23 protein-coding genes and 1 tRNA gene are annotated in these 19,731 nt (G+C 39.1%); 17 read left to right on the forward strand and 7 right to left on the reverse strand.

Annotation, left to right across the window (positions count from 1 at the left end):
• Window positions 1–2 precede the first annotated feature (2 nt).
• The 3 genes from NFR29_RS05990 to NFR29_RS06000 form a co-directional block, all read right to left on the reverse strand.
• On the reverse strand, window positions 3–1,124 hold the full coding sequence (locus NFR29_RS05990) for an LTA synthase family protein (protein ID WP_251424509.1): 1,122 nt from the start codon (window positions 1,122–1,124) through the stop codon (window positions 3–5).
• Between the two features lie 251 nt (window positions 1,125–1,375).
• On the reverse strand, window positions 1,376–2,530 hold the full coding sequence (locus NFR29_RS05995; RefSeq protein ID WP_251424511.1) for a tyrosine-type recombinase/integrase: 1,155 nt from the start codon (window positions 2,528–2,530) through the stop codon (window positions 1,376–1,378).
• A gap of 39 nt (window positions 2,531–2,569) precedes the next feature.
• Window positions 2,570–3,202: a helix-turn-helix domain-containing protein gene (locus tag NFR29_RS06000; RefSeq protein WP_251424513.1), complete on the reverse strand. Its 633-nt coding sequence runs from the start codon at window positions 3,200–3,202 to the stop codon at window positions 2,570–2,572.
• A gap of 170 nt (window positions 3,203–3,372) precedes the next feature.
• On the opposite strand from NFR29_RS06000, the gene NFR29_RS06005 reads away from it, so the two are divergent.
• The 8 genes from NFR29_RS06005 (at window position 3,373) to NFR29_RS06040 (ending at window position 9,205) form a co-directional block, all read left to right on the forward strand.
• Window positions 3,373–3,582: a helix-turn-helix transcriptional regulator gene (locus tag NFR29_RS06005; protein WP_251424514.1), complete on the forward strand. Its 210-nt coding sequence runs from the start codon at window positions 3,373–3,375 to the stop codon at window positions 3,580–3,582.
• A 150-nt stretch (window positions 3,583–3,732) separates the two neighbouring features.
• Entirely contained in the window at window positions 3,733–4,425 is a 693-nt protein-coding gene (locus NFR29_RS06010) for a BRO-N domain-containing protein (RefSeq protein WP_251424516.1), read from the forward strand.
• Between the two features lie 265 nt (window positions 4,426–4,690).
• Entirely contained in the window at window positions 4,691–4,912 is a 222-nt protein-coding gene (locus tag NFR29_RS06015) for a MarR family transcriptional regulator (RefSeq protein ID WP_251424518.1), read from the forward strand.
• A gap of 123 nt (window positions 4,913–5,035) precedes the next feature.
• A complete protein-coding gene (locus NFR29_RS06020; protein WP_251424519.1) occupies window positions 5,036–5,203 on the forward strand; it encodes a hypothetical protein in 168 nt (55 codons plus the stop codon).
• Window positions 5,204–5,219: 16 nt separating this feature from the next.
• Entirely contained in the window at window positions 5,220–5,504 is a 285-nt protein-coding gene (locus NFR29_RS06025; protein WP_251424521.1) for a hypothetical protein, read from the forward strand.
• On the forward strand, window positions 5,485–6,396 hold the full coding sequence (locus NFR29_RS06030) for a phage NrS-1 polymerase family protein (RefSeq protein ID WP_251424523.1): 912 nt from the start codon (window positions 5,485–5,487) through the stop codon (window positions 6,394–6,396). Before NFR29_RS06025 ends, NFR29_RS06030 begins: the two co-directional genes overlap by 20 nt.
• An 8-nt stretch (window positions 6,397–6,404) precedes the next feature.
• Window positions 6,405–7,814, forward strand: coding sequence for a DNA primase family protein (locus tag NFR29_RS06035; RefSeq protein ID WP_251424525.1), 1,410 nt, complete (start codon window positions 6,405–6,407; stop codon window positions 7,812–7,814).
• 974 nt (window positions 7,815–8,788) lie between these two features.
• Window positions 8,789–9,205 (forward strand): hypothetical protein, encoded by a 417-nt coding sequence (locus tag NFR29_RS06040; protein ID WP_251424527.1) that lies wholly within the window; start codon window positions 8,789–8,791, stop codon window positions 9,203–9,205.
• Window positions 9,206–9,429: 224 nt separating this feature from the next.
• Here the strand turns inward: NFR29_RS06040 and NFR29_RS06045 are convergent, their stop codons facing one another.
• From NFR29_RS06045 to tadA, 4 genes are all read right to left on the reverse strand, one after another.
• Window positions 9,430–9,702: a type II toxin-antitoxin system RelE family toxin gene (locus tag NFR29_RS06045; protein WP_251424529.1), complete on the reverse strand. Its 273-nt coding sequence runs from the start codon at window positions 9,700–9,702 to the stop codon at window positions 9,430–9,432.
• Entirely contained in the window at window positions 9,686–9,895 is a 210-nt protein-coding gene (locus NFR29_RS06050) for a hypothetical protein (protein ID WP_251424531.1), read from the reverse strand. Before NFR29_RS06050 ends, NFR29_RS06045 begins: the two co-directional genes overlap by 17 nt.
• Window positions 9,896–10,326: 431 nt before the next feature.
• Window positions 10,327–10,417 (reverse strand) — tRNA-Ser (locus NFR29_RS06055).
• Window positions 10,371–10,901, reverse strand: a complete 531-nt coding sequence (gene tadA, locus NFR29_RS06060) for a tRNA adenosine(34) deaminase TadA (protein WP_251424579.1) — start codon at window positions 10,899–10,901, stop codon at window positions 10,371–10,373. Before tadA ends, NFR29_RS06055 begins: the two co-directional genes overlap by 47 nt.
• 95 nt (window positions 10,902–10,996) lie before the next feature.
• On the opposite strand from tadA, the gene NFR29_RS06065 reads away from it, so the two are divergent.
• From NFR29_RS06065 to NFR29_RS06105, 9 genes are all read left to right on the forward strand, one after another.
• Window positions 10,997–11,623, forward strand: coding sequence for a trimeric intracellular cation channel family protein (locus tag NFR29_RS06065; protein WP_251424533.1), 627 nt, complete (start codon window positions 10,997–10,999; stop codon window positions 11,621–11,623).
• 162 nt (window positions 11,624–11,785) lie between these two features.
• A complete protein-coding gene (locus tag NFR29_RS06070; protein WP_251424535.1) occupies window positions 11,786–13,627 on the forward strand; it encodes a DUF4127 family protein in 1,842 nt (613 codons plus the stop codon).
• Window positions 13,628–13,634: 7 nt separating this feature from the next.
• Window positions 13,635–14,750 carry an acyltransferase gene (locus NFR29_RS06075; RefSeq protein WP_251424537.1) on the forward strand — a complete coding sequence of 372 codons (1,116 nt, stop codon included), beginning with the start codon at window positions 13,635–13,637 and terminating at the stop codon, window positions 14,748–14,750.
• A 163-nt stretch (window positions 14,751–14,913) separates the two neighbouring features.
• The gene (locus tag NFR29_RS06080) at window positions 14,914–15,771 is read left to right on the forward strand and encodes an aminotransferase class IV (protein WP_251424539.1); all 858 of its coding nucleotides are present in this window, start codon (window positions 14,914–14,916) and stop codon (window positions 15,769–15,771) included.
• Between the two features lie 95 nt (window positions 15,772–15,866).
• On the forward strand, window positions 15,867–16,913 hold the full coding sequence (locus NFR29_RS06085; protein WP_251424541.1) for a methionine ABC transporter ATP-binding protein: 1,047 nt from the start codon (window positions 15,867–15,869) through the stop codon (window positions 16,911–16,913).
• Window positions 16,894–17,547, forward strand: coding sequence for a methionine ABC transporter permease (locus NFR29_RS06090; protein WP_251424543.1), 654 nt, complete (start codon window positions 16,894–16,896; stop codon window positions 17,545–17,547). The genes NFR29_RS06085 and NFR29_RS06090 overlap by 20 nt, the downstream gene beginning before the upstream one ends.
• A gap of 8 nt (window positions 17,548–17,555) precedes the next feature.
• Window positions 17,556–17,858 (forward strand): YerC/YecD family TrpR-related protein, encoded by a 303-nt coding sequence (locus NFR29_RS06095; RefSeq protein ID WP_251424545.1) that lies wholly within the window; start codon window positions 17,556–17,558, stop codon window positions 17,856–17,858.
• 238 nt (window positions 17,859–18,096) lie between these two features.
• Window positions 18,097–18,891 (forward strand): TSUP family transporter, encoded by a 795-nt coding sequence (locus NFR29_RS06100; protein ID WP_251424547.1) that lies wholly within the window; start codon window positions 18,097–18,099, stop codon window positions 18,889–18,891.
• An 11-nt stretch (window positions 18,892–18,902) separates the two neighbouring features.
• The gene (locus NFR29_RS06105) at window positions 18,903–19,670 is read left to right on the forward strand and encodes an SDR family NAD(P)-dependent oxidoreductase (protein WP_251424549.1); all 768 of its coding nucleotides are present in this window, start codon (window positions 18,903–18,905) and stop codon (window positions 19,668–19,670) included.
• The last annotated feature ends 61 nt before the right edge of the window (window positions 19,671–19,731 follow it).

Genomic DNA, 19,731 nt, shown 5'->3' on the forward strand with positions numbered 1-19,731 from the left:
CGCTATGTATCGTGGTAGGTTACACTTTCATAATTGGGATACATCCTAGTGTCGGTAAGCCCTGTAAGGAGGCCATTAACGGCACCAATCGTACCTGAACTAGGGGCAAGGGCCGATGTAGTGGCTATACTGTGAGGCGACGTTACCCATCGTTTTCCGTACAGCGTAATATATTGACCGAGGTCATCGTATTCGTCTAGGAGAGGCCAAGCGCCGTAGGATTCGCCAAGAATAACATAAATCGCTGTCGGCTGTGACGTGAGGCGAGTGCTTTCGATAGTTTTCGTGAACGCTTCATCTATGGTTGGTGCCGTTGGATTGCCACCGAGAGCGACAATCCGTTCATCAATTTCACTAGGGTTGAGCTTGATGTTGCTGATTTTGTTAATGCGCGTCGCAATCGATTTAACGCGGTAGAGTGCTTGCATATCGTCGAGGATGGCTTCGTTCAATAAGTTCGATGATGTGCGAGCTGCACTTTCCCAGTGGATAGATCGTTTATAGGTGAAAGCGCCACCAAATCGGAAAAATATAGCGATGGTAAAAAATAGGAGTGTGCCTATGCCGATTGTGAGACGCCATTGTTTTTTACTTTCTGGTGGAGAGAAGGATTGGGTAGATATAGCCATGAGGCGCGAAAATAGCAAGCATAATAATGCTGAAATGAGGGCTGCACTAATGAAGATAGGTACAGCATGGTATTCATGGATGGCCGTTGCTATCGTAGCACCTATGTCGTCGTAGACACCGTTGATTAGCATGATATTATAGCCAGACTGGAATATATAGTAGAAGGGAATGCGACCACAAAATAGGAATGTGGAGAGAACTATGAGAAATCCGTACCATATGTTGCGTAGCTTCTCGGCAGGCCAGGTGGGGCGGAAGACATGAGGAATGGAAATTACTAGGATGGATAGTAACGTCATGAATCCCACGGTTTTTAAACTGATGCGGAAACCTAACCAAATGGCAGAAATAATTTCTTTTGCTGGTGTAGATTCTAGTTGATAACTATAACAAGCGATAAATAAGAGCCGAAACAACATAATAAGAGCAGTCATAAAGAGGAACGCTTTTATTTCTTGTTGTATGGCGTGGATTGAACGAGACCATCGGGACATGGGAACGACCTTTCTTTTATTTCGAAAGTATACATGAGTTATGTAAATATACAATTTGATTAGATTGACAATATGTATGCAAAAAAACCTACAAATCTAGAACTCAGGCTTGTAGGATTTACTTGTTTATAGGATAAATCGCTATACGCTTATAGATTTTTTAGTGGCAGAGAGGGTAAGTATAGCCCCTAGAGCCCTTGTAAAGCCTATATTCTTTTAGTACTCACATACAAAAGGGGCAGAAAAGGGGCTTACGCCTTTCTTGCATTTAACTTTACTATAACATCATCATGCATGTTTTGGGTAACATGCGTATATATGCTTAATGTGGTGTTTGGGTCGTTATGGCCAACACGCTGCATGATTGCTTTTAGTGGTACACCTAACTCCGCCAATATACTAATATGCGTATGCCTAAAAATATGCGTGGTTAGGTTTTTACCATCTATATGCACTTTCTTAAGCATCCTATTTAGAAATGGCAAGTCATAGGGGTTGCCCCTTGTTGTTGTAAATAGATAGCCTTTATCCTCGTACCCTGTAAACCATAGTGCACGGCGTTTATTTTCTGTTATAATACTGTTTAGGATTTGTACCGCCCTATTACATAGTGTAATTTCTCTTACTGAATAAATGTTTTTGGGTGTACCTCGTTTGATTTCGCTACTATTGGCATATTGGTATTGTATAGTACCGTTTATGCTGACAGTAGCTTTTTCTTTATCATAATCACAATAGCGCAGTGCCAATAATTCCCCTATGCGTAGCCCTGTAATGCTCACAAACTCGAATAATAGACCTATACGGGTATCAACCTTTGTGAGTTGATGTAATACGTCTTTTAATTCATCCGCATCAAGAAATTTGTTTTGCCGTTTAGCTATATCACTATGGCTGAATGGCTTTTTCTTTATTTCTACATCATCAAAATCAATCATAACAGGTACAAACCCTTTACGCTTAGCATGCTTATATATAGCTTTGATGGTTACGAAAATAGATCGCATATACGAGTATGAGAGATTTTCTATATAGTAGATTTGTTGTAGTATTTCCTCTACCATAAGGGGCGTTATATCTGTGAGTAATGTAGACGTATCTATGTATTTAAAAATCTTCTTTACGTGTAGCGTATGATTTACATGCGTAGATAGCTTTATAGTAGGCTCGGTATAATCAAGCCACATCATGGCTACATCGTAAAACGTAGTTACTTTGTTAATTCCTAATGTTTCTAATACTTTTTCTTGTTTCTTTTGCAGTTCTATGGTCGCTTGCTTTTGTGCATAGCGACTATTGCTATTTAGTGTAATACTAATTCTTTTAGTTTTTCCATTTGGTAATGTAAAGCGCTCACAATACTTATACCGTGTACCCTTACTGTTTATGATTTCTTCTATCCACATATGCTATTACCTCTATTCTAGGTATAGCGGAATTTGATATTACTTATTAGTATTTGAAATATCTTGTTGAATACTTAATATTTTAACCATTTTTTTAGCCATATCCATATCCTTATCTATACGTTCAAGTTGATTGAAATCACAATCTACTAAAATAGAGTTAGGTTTATCAATATTATCACTTGCAATTTTCTTAATTTCTTTTGTCATTAAATCTATAAAAGCATATAATACATCATCATCTATATGAGTTATAACCGTTTGATAATTAATATAATGATCTAAATTGATAAATTGGAAATTCAATAGAATATATGTAGGAACATCCAAATTATCTATATCGTCTATTGTGACATTAGAAAGGCTAGTATCCATACTTGCATGTGCATCAAAATGGTAATGTGCTATATGAAGTCTTATTTTTATATAGCCAGTATTGTTATTTATTTCAAGAATACTCGCTTTGAATTCAAAGCCGATATGTATTATTAAGTCGTTGATAGTAATATTCAAGTATTTACAAATTGTATCTAATGTATCAAGTTGTACGCCCTTACTTTCATTATTTGCTATTGCGGTTAATGTAGGGCGTGATATACCTGAGACCTTCGATAAAAATGTAATGGAATACCCGTTTTCCGCTAGAATTTCCTTTAATCTAAAGATAATCATATAATTCACCTCAATTAATTGTAATATATAGTTATCATAATTTCAATAAAATGTTATGTAGTATTGACTATATACATATAACAATGTAATATAAAGACATAATAACTAAAAGATGTAAAATTGAAAACTAAAGTTTACATTTTATTTATTTTTGGAAAGGATGATGAGTTATGAGCTATCGAAAGTTAAAAGGGTATCGAATTATGACGGGGACAAGCCAATTAGATTTAGCTGATATTTTAGGTATTTCTTTAACGGCTTATAGCCATAAAGAGACAGGACGTATTAAGTTTAATTCAGCACAAATGCAAAAAATCCGTGATTATTTATCTGAGAAATTAGGCAAACCGCTCACAATTGATGAATTATTTTTTGAATGATGCGGAGAATTTGCCGTATTAGCAAATGCTAAGCAAAATATAGCAAATGCTAAAAGTGAAAATTATAGAAGAATATATACTTTTTTCCGATATTTTTCGATAAAAAAAGAGTTTCTCCGAAGTTTTTTAGTAAAAAAGGAGTGTGAGAGTATGGAACTCATGGCCGTACATGGTTACGGTGGCAATATGTTTGGCTTTTATGGGGCTAAACGGAAATATATTTATATGACGATTAACGAACTGGCAACGGGGTTCGGGTATAAGAGTAAAAAGGGGATAGAAAAGCTGATACAGCGTAATCCTTATTTATTAGATCCAGAATATTCTGTACTTACTACGTTACCCGTTCGGGATTATGGTACTGACGTTCTGACTAGTACGATAAATAGAAATGGTACCCCCCACAGCGTAGGGTACCATAAAGCCAAACAGCAGTATCAAGAAGTACGAGTATTTACTAAACGGGGCATATTAGAAATAGGATGCATATCAAAGACAAAAGAGGCAAGGCAGTTCAGAGATTGGCTATATACCTATATCGAGAAACTAGAAAAGGCCTTTACCCGCGGAGTGATTGCACATACCGAGAGTAAAGACCTGCAAAAGATGCTACATGATGCGGTGTATCATGCACCCGCCTATGTAGATAAAGATAATACGAGCAAGGCGAAAGCCTTAATCAATTTTAATAAGCTACTTATCAAGATCGCATCAAAAGGGCGTACGGCTCATAAAAAGGAGATGACGGCGGAGGAAATACAGCAGCTAGAACACTTAGAACACAAAACAATAACCCTGCTAAATGAGGGGCACGACTACCAATATATAAAGTCAGTCCTATAGGCTAATACTCACAAAGGGCATTCTCTATCATATAATCACCTCACCTTATAGCCCTTGTGAGTACTAGACTAGCTAGGAACAACTTATAATGTAACACGCTTATTACAGCCTATATATAGACGTTCTACATCGCCACTATATCGATTCTGGTATAGGTAGAATGCTCATAAAAATATATATAGGTATAAATACCTTGGAGGATAATAAAAAACGCCATACAGGCGAAATAACGAAGTTTTTTTTGTAATGAAAGGAGTACACATATATGGAATTAGAGAAAAATACCCCGATTACGGTACAACCTAAAGACTTAACGGAAATGTTTAGTATTTCACGATCTACAGTAACGAGGGTACTTAATCGTATGTTATTAGATGCACATTACTCGAAAGGAGTAGCCCGCATTAGTAGCCAACTAACATTAGTTGATGTACAGCTATTTAAAGAGTTTATATTTAAGCAAGACATGCAAGGCTTAAAAGCATGAACAAGCATAAAAAAAGAGCCCTATAACTACGCCAAATAGTTATAGAGCAGAATAGGTAAAAATCACCGTTGCGAGCGTGGTTTTTCCTATTCATAGTATACCATAAGAGAGGTACATATGAATATGAGTAAATTAAACAAAGACAACGATGAATTATTACAAATACTGTATAAAGCACATGGGGATTATAAAGATGGTGCAATAGACTTTGAAACGGCTATATCAAGCGTGGCAGTAATGGCATATAAATTAGGGGAACGAGATGCGATTATAGCTATCGAAAAGGTATAACATAAGAGAGGTACATATGTATATAAATATTGAACAAATTAAACGAAATAATGATATTTTAAGCTATCAATGGTTAGAGCCATTTCTACAACTAACAGAAGAATGTGTACAAATGATACAAATAGAGGCATTAGGAGAAAGAGAATTACAAAAGGGCAAAATGATTTGGCCTGTTTTATATGGTGATAGAGATAATTCTAGTTGGTGGCTTTTACAAATCGTTACACATGCATACATTGCGGGCGTGCGAGCAGAACGAGCAAGAAGAAAGAAGGGAAAACATGACCGAACTATACAATAATATCCCTACTGAAATGAAACACTTCCCTAATTGGCTTGTGAGAAAAGGTAAAGTGCCGTATTCCCCTATTACTCACAAACAGGGAAACAGTGCCGATATATGCGGTACTTTTGAACAGGCAATGCAAGCCTTACAGAATGGCCAATATGATGGGCTAGGTTTTCACTTTGATAATACGCCGTTTACGGGCATTGATTTAGATCATCATATTACAAATGGCGCATTTGATGAAATGGCCATGCAGTTATTTATTGATTGTCATTCATATACAGAGTATAGCCCATCAGGTACGGGCGTTCATATCATTGTGAAAGGTGAAACACCGCAAAGCGTTAAAAACAGCCCATTAGGGTTTGAAATGTATTCACAAGGACGGTATTTTACTGTGACCGGTAACGTCGTACAAGGTGCGCCCCTCGTTGTGAATGCTAGGCAAGACGTTATACAGACCCTATATGATACATTCGCCCTGCATCCTGTAGATGATGCGGAAGATACTACTATAGGGGGCATTAGTTTAGAGCCTGTATATAGTGAAGTGGAATTATTACAGCTTATCGAGCGTATCAAAAATAGTAATCAAGGGGATAAATTCACCAGGCTATTTATAGAGGGCGACCTATTGGACTATAACGGCGATGCATCAAGGGCAGATGCGGGGTTACTTTCTATATTAGAATTTTGGACACGTGGCCACGCTCAAAAAATGCACGATCTATTTTGTTTATCAGCTTTGGCCAAACGGGATAAATGGCAGCATGGCAATACTGGACATAATCCGATGTACTATAGGGCGCTTACGATACGGCGAGTAATAGCAAGGCAAAACTATATACGAAAACAGGAACACGAGAAAGCCGTACAGGCATTTACAGATAGCTTTTATGATTAGGGGGATTCATGGGACAAGGAAAAACAGATACAAGACTATTTACCGACGAAAATAGCAAGATTCAAGCTAGAAAGCTAGGGGCATGCATTATCGAGGATTACAGGATAGTCCGCATCAAACCGAGTAAAAACGCAACAAAGGGCGACATACAAGCATCGCCCTTATATGGATATAATCCAAAGTACGGCATATATGAAGGGCTTACCACTCACAATAATGCACCACTAGACGCCATCATTTATAATGCTGTAGGAGATTTAGAAATATCATCTTCTAAAATGAATGATACAATCCGTTATATTAAGGCGAATGCGCCTACACTGGACTATATTAGTAGCAATATTATAGCTTTTGACAATACATTGTACGATGTGGCCAATAACAAAACATTAATAAAAAGCCCCGATATAGTAACGACTACCCGTATAGCAGGCGTTGTATATGATCCATCACAAAGAGAAAGTAAACTATTAGATGAGTTTATGTATACCCTTTTCGCTGGCCATGACGATGATGCGGATATGATGCAGTTTATTTATGAATGTATCGGCTATTGCCTTGTGAATAATACATTTGCACAGAAGTTTTTTATTCTCTATGGTGAGGGTGGGAACGGTAAAAGTACGTTTTTACGCTTGTTAAAAGAACTACTATCAGAAAAAAACATATCCGCCATATCTTTGCAAGATTTTGATAGCAATAAATTTCGAATAGGTATTATCGTAAACAAATATGCTAATTTAGGGGACGATATAGAAAGTACGGCAATCCTTAATACAGCTACTATCAAGAAGATTGTAACAGGTGATGATGTTATTATAGAAAATAAGGGGCAAACCCCTTATAGCTATACGCCACATGCTAAATTGTTCTTTAGTTGTAATAGTATACCGTCTATATATGATACCTCAAAAGGTATGCAAGATAGATTGATTATAATACCTATGATAAACCGCATCAGAGGTACGGAGCTTGCTACTCCTACTATTGTAGATGATATTATCTATAGTGGCGGGCTTACGGTACTACTGAATAGGGCTATTGATGGATTAAATAGGCTTAAAGAACAGGGCTGTTTCACTATACCGCCTAGGGTTGTAGAACTCACAAGGGCATACAATGAGGAGAATAACCATATTGCATTATTCCTCAAAGATATAGAGCATGGCGAAGTATCTCGTATTGCGTATTCCTCTTATACAGCCGTTGAGTTTGCACCCTTAGAGAATGTAAAAGATGTAACAAGTAAAGAACTATATCAAATATATTCACAATGGGCGAAAGATTGCGGGTATAAACCTAGATCACTTCATAATTTTGGACAAGAAATGCGTAAGTTAGGGTATGAAAATAAACCCGTTAGGGGGATAGCAAGGGGCGGTAATAAGCAATATAAAGCATGGGTGTGTGTTACTTAAATAAGTAATTTGTTACCGCTTTGTGACGTTTTTTTCTACCTTTTGAGAGTTCACAAATGCAGATGAAATCTATAATGTTACTCTTGTTACTTCTATTTTACAATTAAATTGAAAATAAAAAATATATAAGATATATAAGAAAAAATATATAGAATATATTTCAAAATCAAGTAACAAAGGTAACAAGGTTTTCTATGGGTATCTGTGAATATATAAGAATAACTATTATGACCAATGTAAACAGTAGCAAGAACGTAAATTGTCTACTATTTAGGTAATTGTCAGTATTTGGCAGTAATTGGCAGTATAATAAAGGGGATTATGTGAGTAGATACATTAAAATATGATGTATTCGGAGATTTCGGAGGCCCTAAAAAAGGAATGTATATTAGTTATCCAAAATGGAATGCAAACCGATGAAGTGAAATTATTAAAATTTGATATATAAACATGCCTTAAGTGATAGTATTTTGTATCAATAAAATAGGTGTAAACATAGAGGGGATATAGCGCATTGACGTTGTACCCCCTCTATATGTTTTGTGCGTACTTTTTTAGGTGAAATGCAAAACAACACAAATACTATTTTTGTATGCATCAATTGCACATCTTTTTATATGAATTGCAAAACAAATAAGTCATTATATATGTGTTTATAACATTAGGTAGATACTGGTTTTTGTCGACATTTAGGGCTATAAAAAAGTGTGCAAGGTATAATGAAAAAGGGTGCACATCATCATATGGACTAGAAGACGAAAACTGACATAATAAGACAGTTATGATCTATATAAAAATTTATCAGTTTTACCGACCCTAAAAAGGGGAACTATAACCGCATCAAGTAGGCGTAGTATAATAGGAAACAAAGACAAACAAGAACATATGTTCTTGTTTGTTCAACATGTGTTCATCTTTGTTCAATCGGTTAATTTTGTTCATATATAAATTGATGCGGTGTAAGGAGGCTATTTGTGAATTATAGAGAGTATCGGGAGTATATGGCGTATGAGAGGAAACAGGAGGAACCGCAACAGGCTAAGGCAGAAAAGCCAAAGATACAACGTGATAGGGCTTTGAATTTGGTCAGACAAGAGGGGGAAAGTATAGAGCGGTTTGAAATACGTCGACGGCTTAAGATATGGCGTAATAATGCCGAGCGATTAGAAAAGCTAATACAGGAACAAGAAGAAATCAAACATAGAAGTGTAGGTGTAGTACAATACGGAGCAATAAAGGTAGATACTAATACTAAAAAAGACCTATCTGATATAATAGCCCGTTCCGAGGAGATACAAGAACAGGGCTTGCAGTGCATTAATAAGCAAATGGAATATGATACTTTTTGTGTAGCTTGGGGCTATCCTCTACCGCATCAAAGTATTTTATAAAGTACTTTGTGCGATATGAACCATTTAAAGGATGGAACTATCAACATATAGGCGAATTGATGCATTTATTAGATTCTAAGGGGCTTTCATTGCCTGTGTGAATAAATGCATTAGGGTTACCGCCCTAGTGCTTTTTTCTTTTGGCTATGGTTACTCATAGCCTTTTTATTTGTTGAAAAATGTTGAAGTTTTTTTTACATAAAAAATAGACCGCTTATAGCAGTCTATTTATATACTTCTCTTCTGTGTGCAATCGTGATGGCCAAAATAATTAGTTCATCATCTTTTATATCGCAAATAATACGATAATCACCGACACGATACCGCCAAAAGCCTTTTAATTGACCTGTGAGGGCTTTACCGTGTTGCCGTGGTGTATATGTACCCTGTAGGTGTGTATTAATAAATGAAGAGATATTACGTTGATTTATTGCATCTAGTTTGCGTAATTGCTTAAGTGCTTTTTTCTCTAACTGTACTTTATACGCCAAATTCATGTTTTATATCGTCCCAATTTACTGTATTAGGGTTTTCTAAATGTTCTAAATATGCTTTATCGGCGATTTTAGCAAGTTCTATATCTTCTATGTATTCATCAATTACACTTTTTAGATGTTCAATAGGATTTGTAACACCATTAGAACGCAATACATCTATATACTTTTGTTCAATAGGTATATTAGTATTCATAGTATGACCCCCTTTATATAGATTAGGTGATATACCTTACTTATAGTATAGCGGATAGGGGCATAAAAAGATAGTCTATATTATTCTTATATAGTCATAGGTAATCATGTAGACATAATGCAATCATAATGTATGCATTATGTATTCCGACATTTCCGACACCCTAAAAAGGGGCAAACTATGATGCGGATAAGGGTGATTGTGAGTATATGAAAAACCCCCGTCAATAGCCTTACTGACAGGGGTTAGAGGTGATTATATGAGATTGATACCCGAGATTTCCGAGACCCTAAAAAGGGGACAGAAAAGGGGCAAGAATGTTGTTTATATTGAATGTTGTAGAACTGCTAGGAACAATAAGAATATAGATAATATCTGCATTTCTTGTTCTCACTGGTTCATAGAACGCCTTAGAAATCCACAAAGAAAAATGGCAGAGGAGGAGGGATTTGAACCCCCGCGCCGGTTGCCCGACCTACCGCATTTCGAGTGCGGACCCTTCAGCCTCTTGGGTACTCCTCCGTGATTTACGGCGCTCTTTGAAGAAATCTTTCATCAATTGGGCGCATTCATCAGCGAGGATGCCTGCTTGCAATTGTGGTTCATGATTAAGTCCTGGATGGGATAATACATTGAATAAAGATTCTACAGCGCCTCCTTTGTAATCGCTGGCACCATATACAACTCGATCAATACGGCTGTTAATAATGGCTCCTGCGCACATTGGACACGGCTCTATCGTAACATACAGGGTGCATCCAGTCAACCGCCAGCGCTTGAGCAAATCGCAGGCTTCTCGAATGACGAGAACCTCTGCATGAGCCGTAGCGTCCTGGTCTAATTCGCGGCGATTGTGGTGGCGCGAAATGATTTCCCCGTTGTGGACGAGAATGGCACCGATTGGGATTTCCCCGAGGGCATATGCTTTTTTTCCTTCTTTCAGGGCTTCCGTCATAAAATATTCGTCTCGGCCCTGTTCATTCAATGTACAAAGGTCTTTTGTCATAGTCTACCTCTCATGTATAATAACTTATATAAAGTCTATCACAGGTGTAGTTGTTCGTCATCTAGATTATTATAAATCTATCAATAGGGGCATGTATGGATATTTTATGGTATAGTTTTGACATGATCGGCACCGTCGCCTTTGCTGTGTCAGGGGCTCTCGTTGGGGTGTCTAGAAAAATGGATGTTTTTGGTATCGCCGTATTGGCTTTGGCTACAGCTATTGGGGGCGGTATTGTACGGGATGTATTGCTCGGTTATTTACCACCGAATTCATTGCGGCACATCGTCTACGTAGCCGTTGTATTGGCTGTCGCAGCCATCGTCTTTGTTACCTACAGTAGTCGCTATCATCGCCATGTTATGGGCCCACGCAGCCGAGCTGTCTACTTATTGGCCGATGCATTGGGCTTAGCTTCCTTTACTGTAACGGGGGCCGCTGTGGGGTATGCTATGCATCCTGACTTGCCTATATTTATTGTCCTCCTTGGTACTATCACGGCAGTCGGAGGAGGCATTATTCGAGATTTGCTAGCTCGTATTATTCCATCTGTACTGCGAGAAGATGTATATGCGTTACCTAGCATTATTGGAGGCATCGTCTATTATGTACTGGCCATTAATGATGCGGCGGTAGGCGCCAATTATGTGGCTTTCACAGTGGTTCTCATCATTCGATTGCTCGCTATTAAATACAATTGGAGTTTGCCAAAGGTTCGATGATGATGGATACCTTTAAAAGTTGTCACCTATGGTTCATGAATCATTTGATACAATAGATTTGCCAAATATATGGTAAGTGATATAATTATACTATTGGTATTTTACGCCCTCATAGGATTGATGAGGGTACTTGCATAAGATCGTTAAGAAGGAGTTTGTTTTATGTGTAAGAAATGGTTGAAAGTAGCTCTTATGGCAACGGCCATCGCTACTAGTACATCCATCCAAGTTGATGCGGAAACAGTATTGTATGTACCGCAAGATGATCGCCCTGTTAGTTTGCAATATACTGTAGACACTGCAGAGGCAGCAGGTATGACTGTATTGACGCCACCACAACATTTGATTTCTGGTAAAAACTATACTGGACAAGCTGACCAAATTTGGAATTGGGTTGAGCAAAATGCCAGCCGTGCTGACGTTATGGTGTTGAGTACAGATACGTTGATATACGGTGGTCTTGTCGATTCTCGTAAACACAATTTACCTGTTAGTACTTTGGAAAATCGCTTGAAGCGTATTGAAGCGTTAAAAGCAAATCATAAACAAACTCGCATCTATGGTTTCGGCACTGTTATGCGTTCTCCACGAGCAAGCGGAGGTGGCACTGAGCCGACGTATTATGCTGACTATGGTCCAACTATCTTTCAAATTGCTGCATTGCAAGACAAAATGGATGCGGGCACATTGACAGAAGAAGAAACAAAAACATTGTTAAGTTTACAAGCTTCTGTGCCTATAGAATATTTACAAGATTGGTTTGATCGCCGTCAAAAGAATATGAAAATCAATAAGGCCCTTATTGATGAAACGAGAAAAGGCGTATTTGCTTATTTCGCTTTAGGCCATGACGATACATCTCAATTATCTCAATCCGCTTTGGAAGGTCGGTATTTGAACCGTCATTCTAAAGACATTCCAAAAACTCAATATGGCAGTTTTCCAGGGGCTGACCAATTAGGTTTATTGTTGATGGCTCGTTCCCGTACTGATGAAAGCGCAGAAAAACCAACGTTCTCCATCATTTATCCACTTGGCGGAGGCGGCAAAACATTGCCAGGTTATGAAGACCAAACGATAGATAAAACGATTGCAGAGCACGTGGAAGCCGTGGGAGGTAGCTTGATTACGCAAGGTAAACCAACAGTGCTATTAGCTGTTAATACACCATTATCTACGAGTACTGGTGAATCAGAAGCTTTTGCGAACTTTCCAATGGCATCCAATGCGACTAATGCGTTCGTAGATCGCATCGATGAAGCTATCAATCAAGGTATTACTGTAAGTATTGCAGATATTGCGTACAACAATGGTTCTGATAATACATTGTTAGGAGCTCTCTATAAACGAGACATACTCTATAAAGTAGGTGCTTACAATGGTTGGAACACAGCAAGTAACACAGTTGGTTTTGCCATCGCGCAAGGTTTGTTGTTGCGCTCTATGTCTCCAGAAGGGCATAAAGATATGTTGACACAACAATACTTGGACAACTGGGCTTACCAAGCAAATATTCGGAAAGATATTTATCGCATGCAAGATTCCATTCGCACTGATAATGTTCGCTATTCTGGCGAATTGAATACGAAATTAGAAGAATATTTGCAAGAGCGCATCCAAGATTTCGCAGAAACGTATTTGAAAATCAATCCGCGTACTGTAAAAGCTACATTCCCATGGGGGCGTTTGTTTGAAACAGATATCGTAGTTTACGACAAACCAGTGGTACCATTGCAAAAAGAAATCCGTTTACAACGCGAAGCAGAAGCAAAAGCTAAAGCGGAAGCAGAAGCGCGTGCGAAAGCAGAAGCGGCAGCGAAAGCAGCCGGCAAATCAGTAGCTACTACTGAGGCGACAGAAGCAAAACCAGCAATGTCAGCACCACAAGCGTCAGTAGCTAAGCCACAAATAAGTGCACCACAAGTACCGCCCGTTGTGACACAACCAGCTACGACGTCTGACGGTCCTCGTCTAGTTCCTACACCGGCAACTGTGCCGAACTAAGGTGTCTATGAAACGTCCATTTTTGCCTGAAATTACCTATATGAGAGGCCTTTGTATGCTCGGTGTCATTGGCATTCATGTAGGTTCTTACGCATTGCTCAATCCCTTTGTGAATTTGCAGCTCATTAGCGTGTTAGAAATTTTGTCCCGCTTTGCAGTGCCTGCATTTTTCTTCCTCTCTGCATTTGGACTGTTTTACCATACATCGGTAGACGATCCCTTTAGCTATAAAGAGTTTATGAAACGGCGTATCCAAGTCGTGCTCTGTCCTTATGTGGCGTGGTCTATCTTCTATTTGGTCTACACCGGAGCGACGGCTCACGACTTTGGTAATCTTTACCCATTGCCCTTGGCCTTGAATTTGCTTTTTGGTACGAGCATGTATCACTTATACTTTATGGTAATCTTGCTTTGGTTTTATGTGATGATGCCGCTATGGCGGGCCCTGGTTCGCATGATTTTGAAAGCCCCCGTACCTTGGTTAATAGGGCTCTTTGTGGTGCAGTTGGGCATCGACTTTGTATCTTCTTACCGCATCGGCGCTTGGGCGATGCAGCATTTAGATGATTGGACAGCTTTAAAATATCTAGTAGATATGCGGTTGAATTATTGGGTCATTCACTATGTTTGGATTTTCCTCTTTGGTGCCGTTGTAGCCGAACGATATGAAATAGTGAAAGAACTGATGTGGCGCTATCGCTATGCCTTAGCGGTCTGTGCTGTACTATCTGCCTTAACTATGGTGGGGGCGTACTATTATGTGATGGACGTATGGCACTATACGGTGCTAGAAGCAATTTACACAGTCCATCAAATGAGTCCAATGGGTGTCTTCTATACGGCTTTTGGTACATTGTTTGGACTCTTCTTGTTCCAAGTTATGCCGCTTAATAACACGATGGAAGCTTTCTGGGAACAAATCGGTGATACCTCTTATGGCATCTATTTAGTACATCCTCTCTGGCTCCTCATTATGACGGGCATTATGGCAAAGTTTAATTTGCTCTACACCGTAGTGCATGTGGTGGCCCTCTATGTGATGGCCGTAGGCTTGTCCTATTTGACAACGCTAGCTTTACAACAATTACCGGTAGACATTCGGAAATATATATTAGGTAACTAATAGGCATATGAGTATAATCCCCTATCCGTCGATGGTTTTCATCTACGGATAGGGGATTTTTGTTTTCTTTAAACTTTCACAAAGTAAAGTGTGAAAATTTAAAATCAACTGTGTTATAATACATACAGACGTTAGAGTAACGACACAGAAATGAGGTGCTCTTATGAAAGAATTAACATATTTTAATGGAGAATTTGTTGAGCCCGGAGCAAAGGTTATTAGTATTGATGACCGAGGCTATTTATTTGGCGACGCTGTTTATGAAGTAGTGCGCGTCGTAAATGGTCGTTGTTTTGCTTTATCCTATCATCAAGATCGATTGTATCGGTCTATGCGTGAAATGGATATTCCTGTCAAAATGACGCCTGATGATTTAATGGAATTACATGAAATATTAATTGAACAAAGTGAAATTAAAGACGGGTATATTTATGTACAAATTTCCCGTGGTGTAGCGCCTCGTCGGCATGCCTACGATCGGTCTAAATTAGAACCGCAAATGCTTATGTCTATTCGCACTCTTGATATGGAAGAGGTCGCTAAATTAGGCGAAGGGGTGAAAGCTATCTCCTTGCCTGATGAGCGTTGGGGCCACGTAGATATTAAGACGACGAATTTAATTCCTAATATTTTAGCCCAAACGAAAGCGGAGAAAAAATTTGCCTATACGGCTATTTTATTCCGCGATGACATTTGTACCGAAGGGGCCACGTCTAATGTATTTGCTGTGAAAGATGGTATTTTATATACCCATCCAGCAGATCATCGCATTTTGAAGGGCATTACGCGACAAATGATTATAACTCGTATTGCGCCATCCTTGGGAATTACGTTAATTGAAAAAGAATTCGATAGTGAATTTGTGAAAAATGCAGATGAACTATTCTTTACCGATACGATTGGTGGTGTCATTCCTATTATTAAGCTCGATAAAGACGCCGTATCTGGTGGTACACCAGGAGTTATTACATTGCGCTTACGAGAAGGGTTAGAAAAACTTATGGAAGAAGGATTGGCATAATAGGCGTATGGGGAGTATAATCTACCCCATTTATCGCTTATGTTAGAAACGCCTTCATTACTTATCATTACGCTTTCACAGAGAAAGGGATTATTTTGATTACATTAGAACACATTAGCAAAGTTTACGAAAATGCTAATCGTGTAGAAGCCTTGAAAGATATTAATCTGACCATTAAAAAAGGTGAGATTTATGGCATTATTGGTCAATCTGGGGCAGGTAAATCTACACTGATTCGCTGCATCAACATGTTAGAAGCACCTACATCGGGTTCTGTTATTGTAGACGGTGTAGATTTAACGAAATTGAGTGCCAACGATTTGCGGAAAGCACGCAAAGATATTGGCATGATTTTCCAACATTTTAATTTGCTCTCTTCCCGTACGGTATACGATAATGTAGCCTTCCCATTGGAGTTGCAAGGGTTGAGCAAAAGCGAAATTAAAGAGCGTATTATGCCTATTTTAGATATTGTAGGCTTAACGGACCGCGTTAATAATTACCCTTCCCAACTATCAGGCGGGCAAAAACAACGGGTTGGCATTGCCCGTGCTTTAGCATCGAATCCGAAAGTATTGCTTTGCGACGAAGCCACATCGGCTCTCGATCCGCAAACGACGAAGTCTATTTTGCAATTGTTGAAAGATATTAACGAAAAAATGGGCCTTACTATTGTCCTCATTACTCACGAGATGCAAGTTATTCGCGAAATTTGTGACCGCGTAGCTGTTATCGAAGGGGGTATCATTCTCGAAGAAGGTAGTACTGTAGAAGTATTTACTAACCCGAAAGAACATACGACGAAGGAATTTATCAGTTCCGTAGTGAGCGACAATTTACCACCAGAAGCATTAGAACATTTTGAACTTCACCAGGACTGGATTGCAGGTACAGCGCCATTGGTGCGTTTGAAATTTACTGGTCAAGTCGCAGATGAACCAGTTGTAGCCGGATTGGTTCGCCGCTTTAACTTAGACGTAAGTATTTTATTTGGTGGTATTGATTATATTCAAAATACTAGCGTTGGTCGCCTTATTATTATTTTGAACGGGGACCCTATGAAAGCGCAAGAAGGCTTAGACTACATCAAAACACTACCTATCGAAAGCGAGGTGATCGGTTATGTCAGAGCAAATCATTAAACTACTCTTAACCGGCACCTTAGACACATTGCAAATGACTGTGATTTCTACAGTGATGGCTATGATTATTGGTATTCCATTAGGTGTTATTTTGGTGGTTACATCCAAAGGTCATATTTTGGAAAATGTAGCTCTTAATAAAGTGTTAGGCGCTATTATCAATGCGACGCGCTCCATTCCATTTATCATTTTGATGGTTGCCATTATCCCATTTACTCGTATGGTGGTAGGCACATCGATTGGTACTACAGCGGCTTGCGTGCCCTTAACATTGGCAGCGATTCCATTCTTAGCACGCCTTGTAGAAACATCTATAAAAGACATTCAATTTGGCGTTATTGAAGCGGCTCAATCCATGGGGGCTACGCCATTCCAAATTATCCGTAAAGTATTGTTGCCAGAAGCCTTGCCAACGATTATCGACAATGTAACGGTGCTCATCGTAAACCTTATTGGCTATTCTGCTATGGCTGGTGCCATCGGTGGCGGGGGTCTCGGTGATATTGCTATTCGCTATGGTTACCAACGTTTCCAAGGGGATATCATGTTGGCTACAATTATTATTTTGATTGTCATGGTTCAACTCATCCAAATGGCTGGCGATGCTTTATCCAAGTCGGTTAATAAGAAATAGGAGGGTCTATGAGTATCAATGAAAAATTGAGAAGCCCTCAAAACGATGAACTCTTTGAAGCCATATTGCATTTAGAATCCATTGAAGAGTGTTATGCATTTTTTGAAGATATTTGTACTGTCAATGAATTGAAGGCGTTGGCGCAACGGTTACAGGTAGCGAAAATGCTACGTGCTGGTGAAAGCTATGAGCGTATCGTCGAAGATACAGGGGCTAGTACAGCTACGATTAGTCGTGTAAAGCGAAGCCTTGTATACGGTGCAGATGGTTACAATTTGATGTTAAACCGCTTAGAACAAAAGAACTGCTAATGTGCTAATACACCACAATCATAACCTCTAGAAGGTTAAATCATAACGGTCTATCAAAGACAATACATATAGAACCGCTAGGCTAGTAATAGTTGATTATCTACTGTTTTGTAGAATTCTCAGCATTGCGTAAGCCTAGCGGTTTTGTATATTTCTAAATATTCTTGAATAATATCTATCGTAAGTGATACTATTACAGTAGATATATAAATGAGGAAATCACCTTGGGAGGTGTATTATGGAATGGATTTCATCCATCCTAGGAATACCTAGTGATATATTGATCTTACTGCTATTAGCTATAGCAGGGGGATTTGCAGGTTTTGTCGATTCTATTGTAGGTGGTGGTGGCCTCGTGTCTGTGCCTGCCATGTTACTAACTAATTTGCCGCCCAGTATGGCTTTAGGGAGTAATAAACTATCTAGCATTTTTGGCGCTGGTAGTGCGGCTATTACCTTTTTTAGAAATGGCATGGTTGACATGGAATTGGTGAAACAACTATTACCTTTTACCTTTATAGGTGCCATATTGGGGACCGTTGCTGTCGTATCTATGCCTCCTCTCTATGTGAAGCCTATCATCATTGGGCTCCTCATTAGTGTGATTTTGTTTGTAGTTTTAAAAAAAGATTGGGGCGAAGTGAATCGAGTGTCTCAAGTTTTAGGGAAAGGTCTTTATATTTGTATGGCCTTCTCGTTTTGTATCGGTGTATATGACGGATTTATTGGGCCAGGTACGGGGACATTCCTCATTATGGCATTCATTTTTACAGGGTTCGATTTTCTCCACGCTTCGGCTAATGCAAAAGTGCTAAACTTTACGAGTAATTTGGCGTCTTTACTAGTGTTTATATACTTAGGGCAGGTCAATATTCTTTACGGCTTCTCTGCTGGTGTGGGACAAATGATCGGCGCCTATATGGGGTCTAGACTGGCTATTGCCAAAGGCTCTTCTTTGGTGCGCGTCGTATTTATTTCCGTAACCACCGTTATGCTTATTAAATTAGTATTCGATTATATTTCTACTCTATAGGAGGTGTAAGTATGCCTCATAAACAAGATGTACCGGTGGCCTTAATCAGTGGTGGCACATCAGGCATTGGCTTTGCTACTGCCAAATTGCTACTCAAAGAAGGTTGGTGTGTCGTTATCAATGGGCGGAACGAAAAAGAAGGGGAAAAGGCGAAAATGAAATTGCGCCGCTATTCTTCGAAAGTACGATATATTAAAGGCGATGTATCTATTGTGTCCGAATGTGAACGAATCGTTAATGAAACAGTAGCGCTCTTTGGCGGCATTTCAGCGCTCGTTACAGCAGCTGGTTATTATGAAGAAGAATTGTTAGCCCATGTAACAGAAGCGGCATTCGATGAAATGTTTGGAACTAATGTAAAAGGCACTGTGTTTTTGTGTCAAGCGGCCTTGCCGTATTTGAGAAAAACGAAAGGCAGTATTGTCACTGTGTCTAGCGATGCAGGTTTACAAGGGAATGTAGCTTGTTCCGTGTACGGCGCGTCTAAAGGCGCCGTAGTAAGCTTTACGAAATCCCTATCCTTAGAGATGGCGCCTCATGGAGTGCGGGTTAATTGTGTATGTCCTGGCGATGTGGATACGTCTTTAGTAGATAAACAAATTGCGCAATCTAGGCAGAATGCAGCAGAAGCGAAAGAAGAAATGGGGCAACATTACCCGTTGGGGCGCATTGGGCAGCCGGAAGAGATCGGTGAAGTCATCGCCTTTCTCATTAGCTCGAAAGCATCCTTCGTAACTGGTGCTGCCTGGACTATCGATGGGGGACTTACGAGTTGGTAAGCATCCATAGCTTATGCGATAGGGGGACAAGAAAAATAGAAGGGGAAAGGTCTATTTTTAT

The organism is Veillonella agrestimuris (genome assembly GCF_943193065.1).
Lineage (GTDB): Bacteria > Bacillota > Negativicutes > Veillonellales > Veillonellaceae > Veillonella > Veillonella agrestimuris.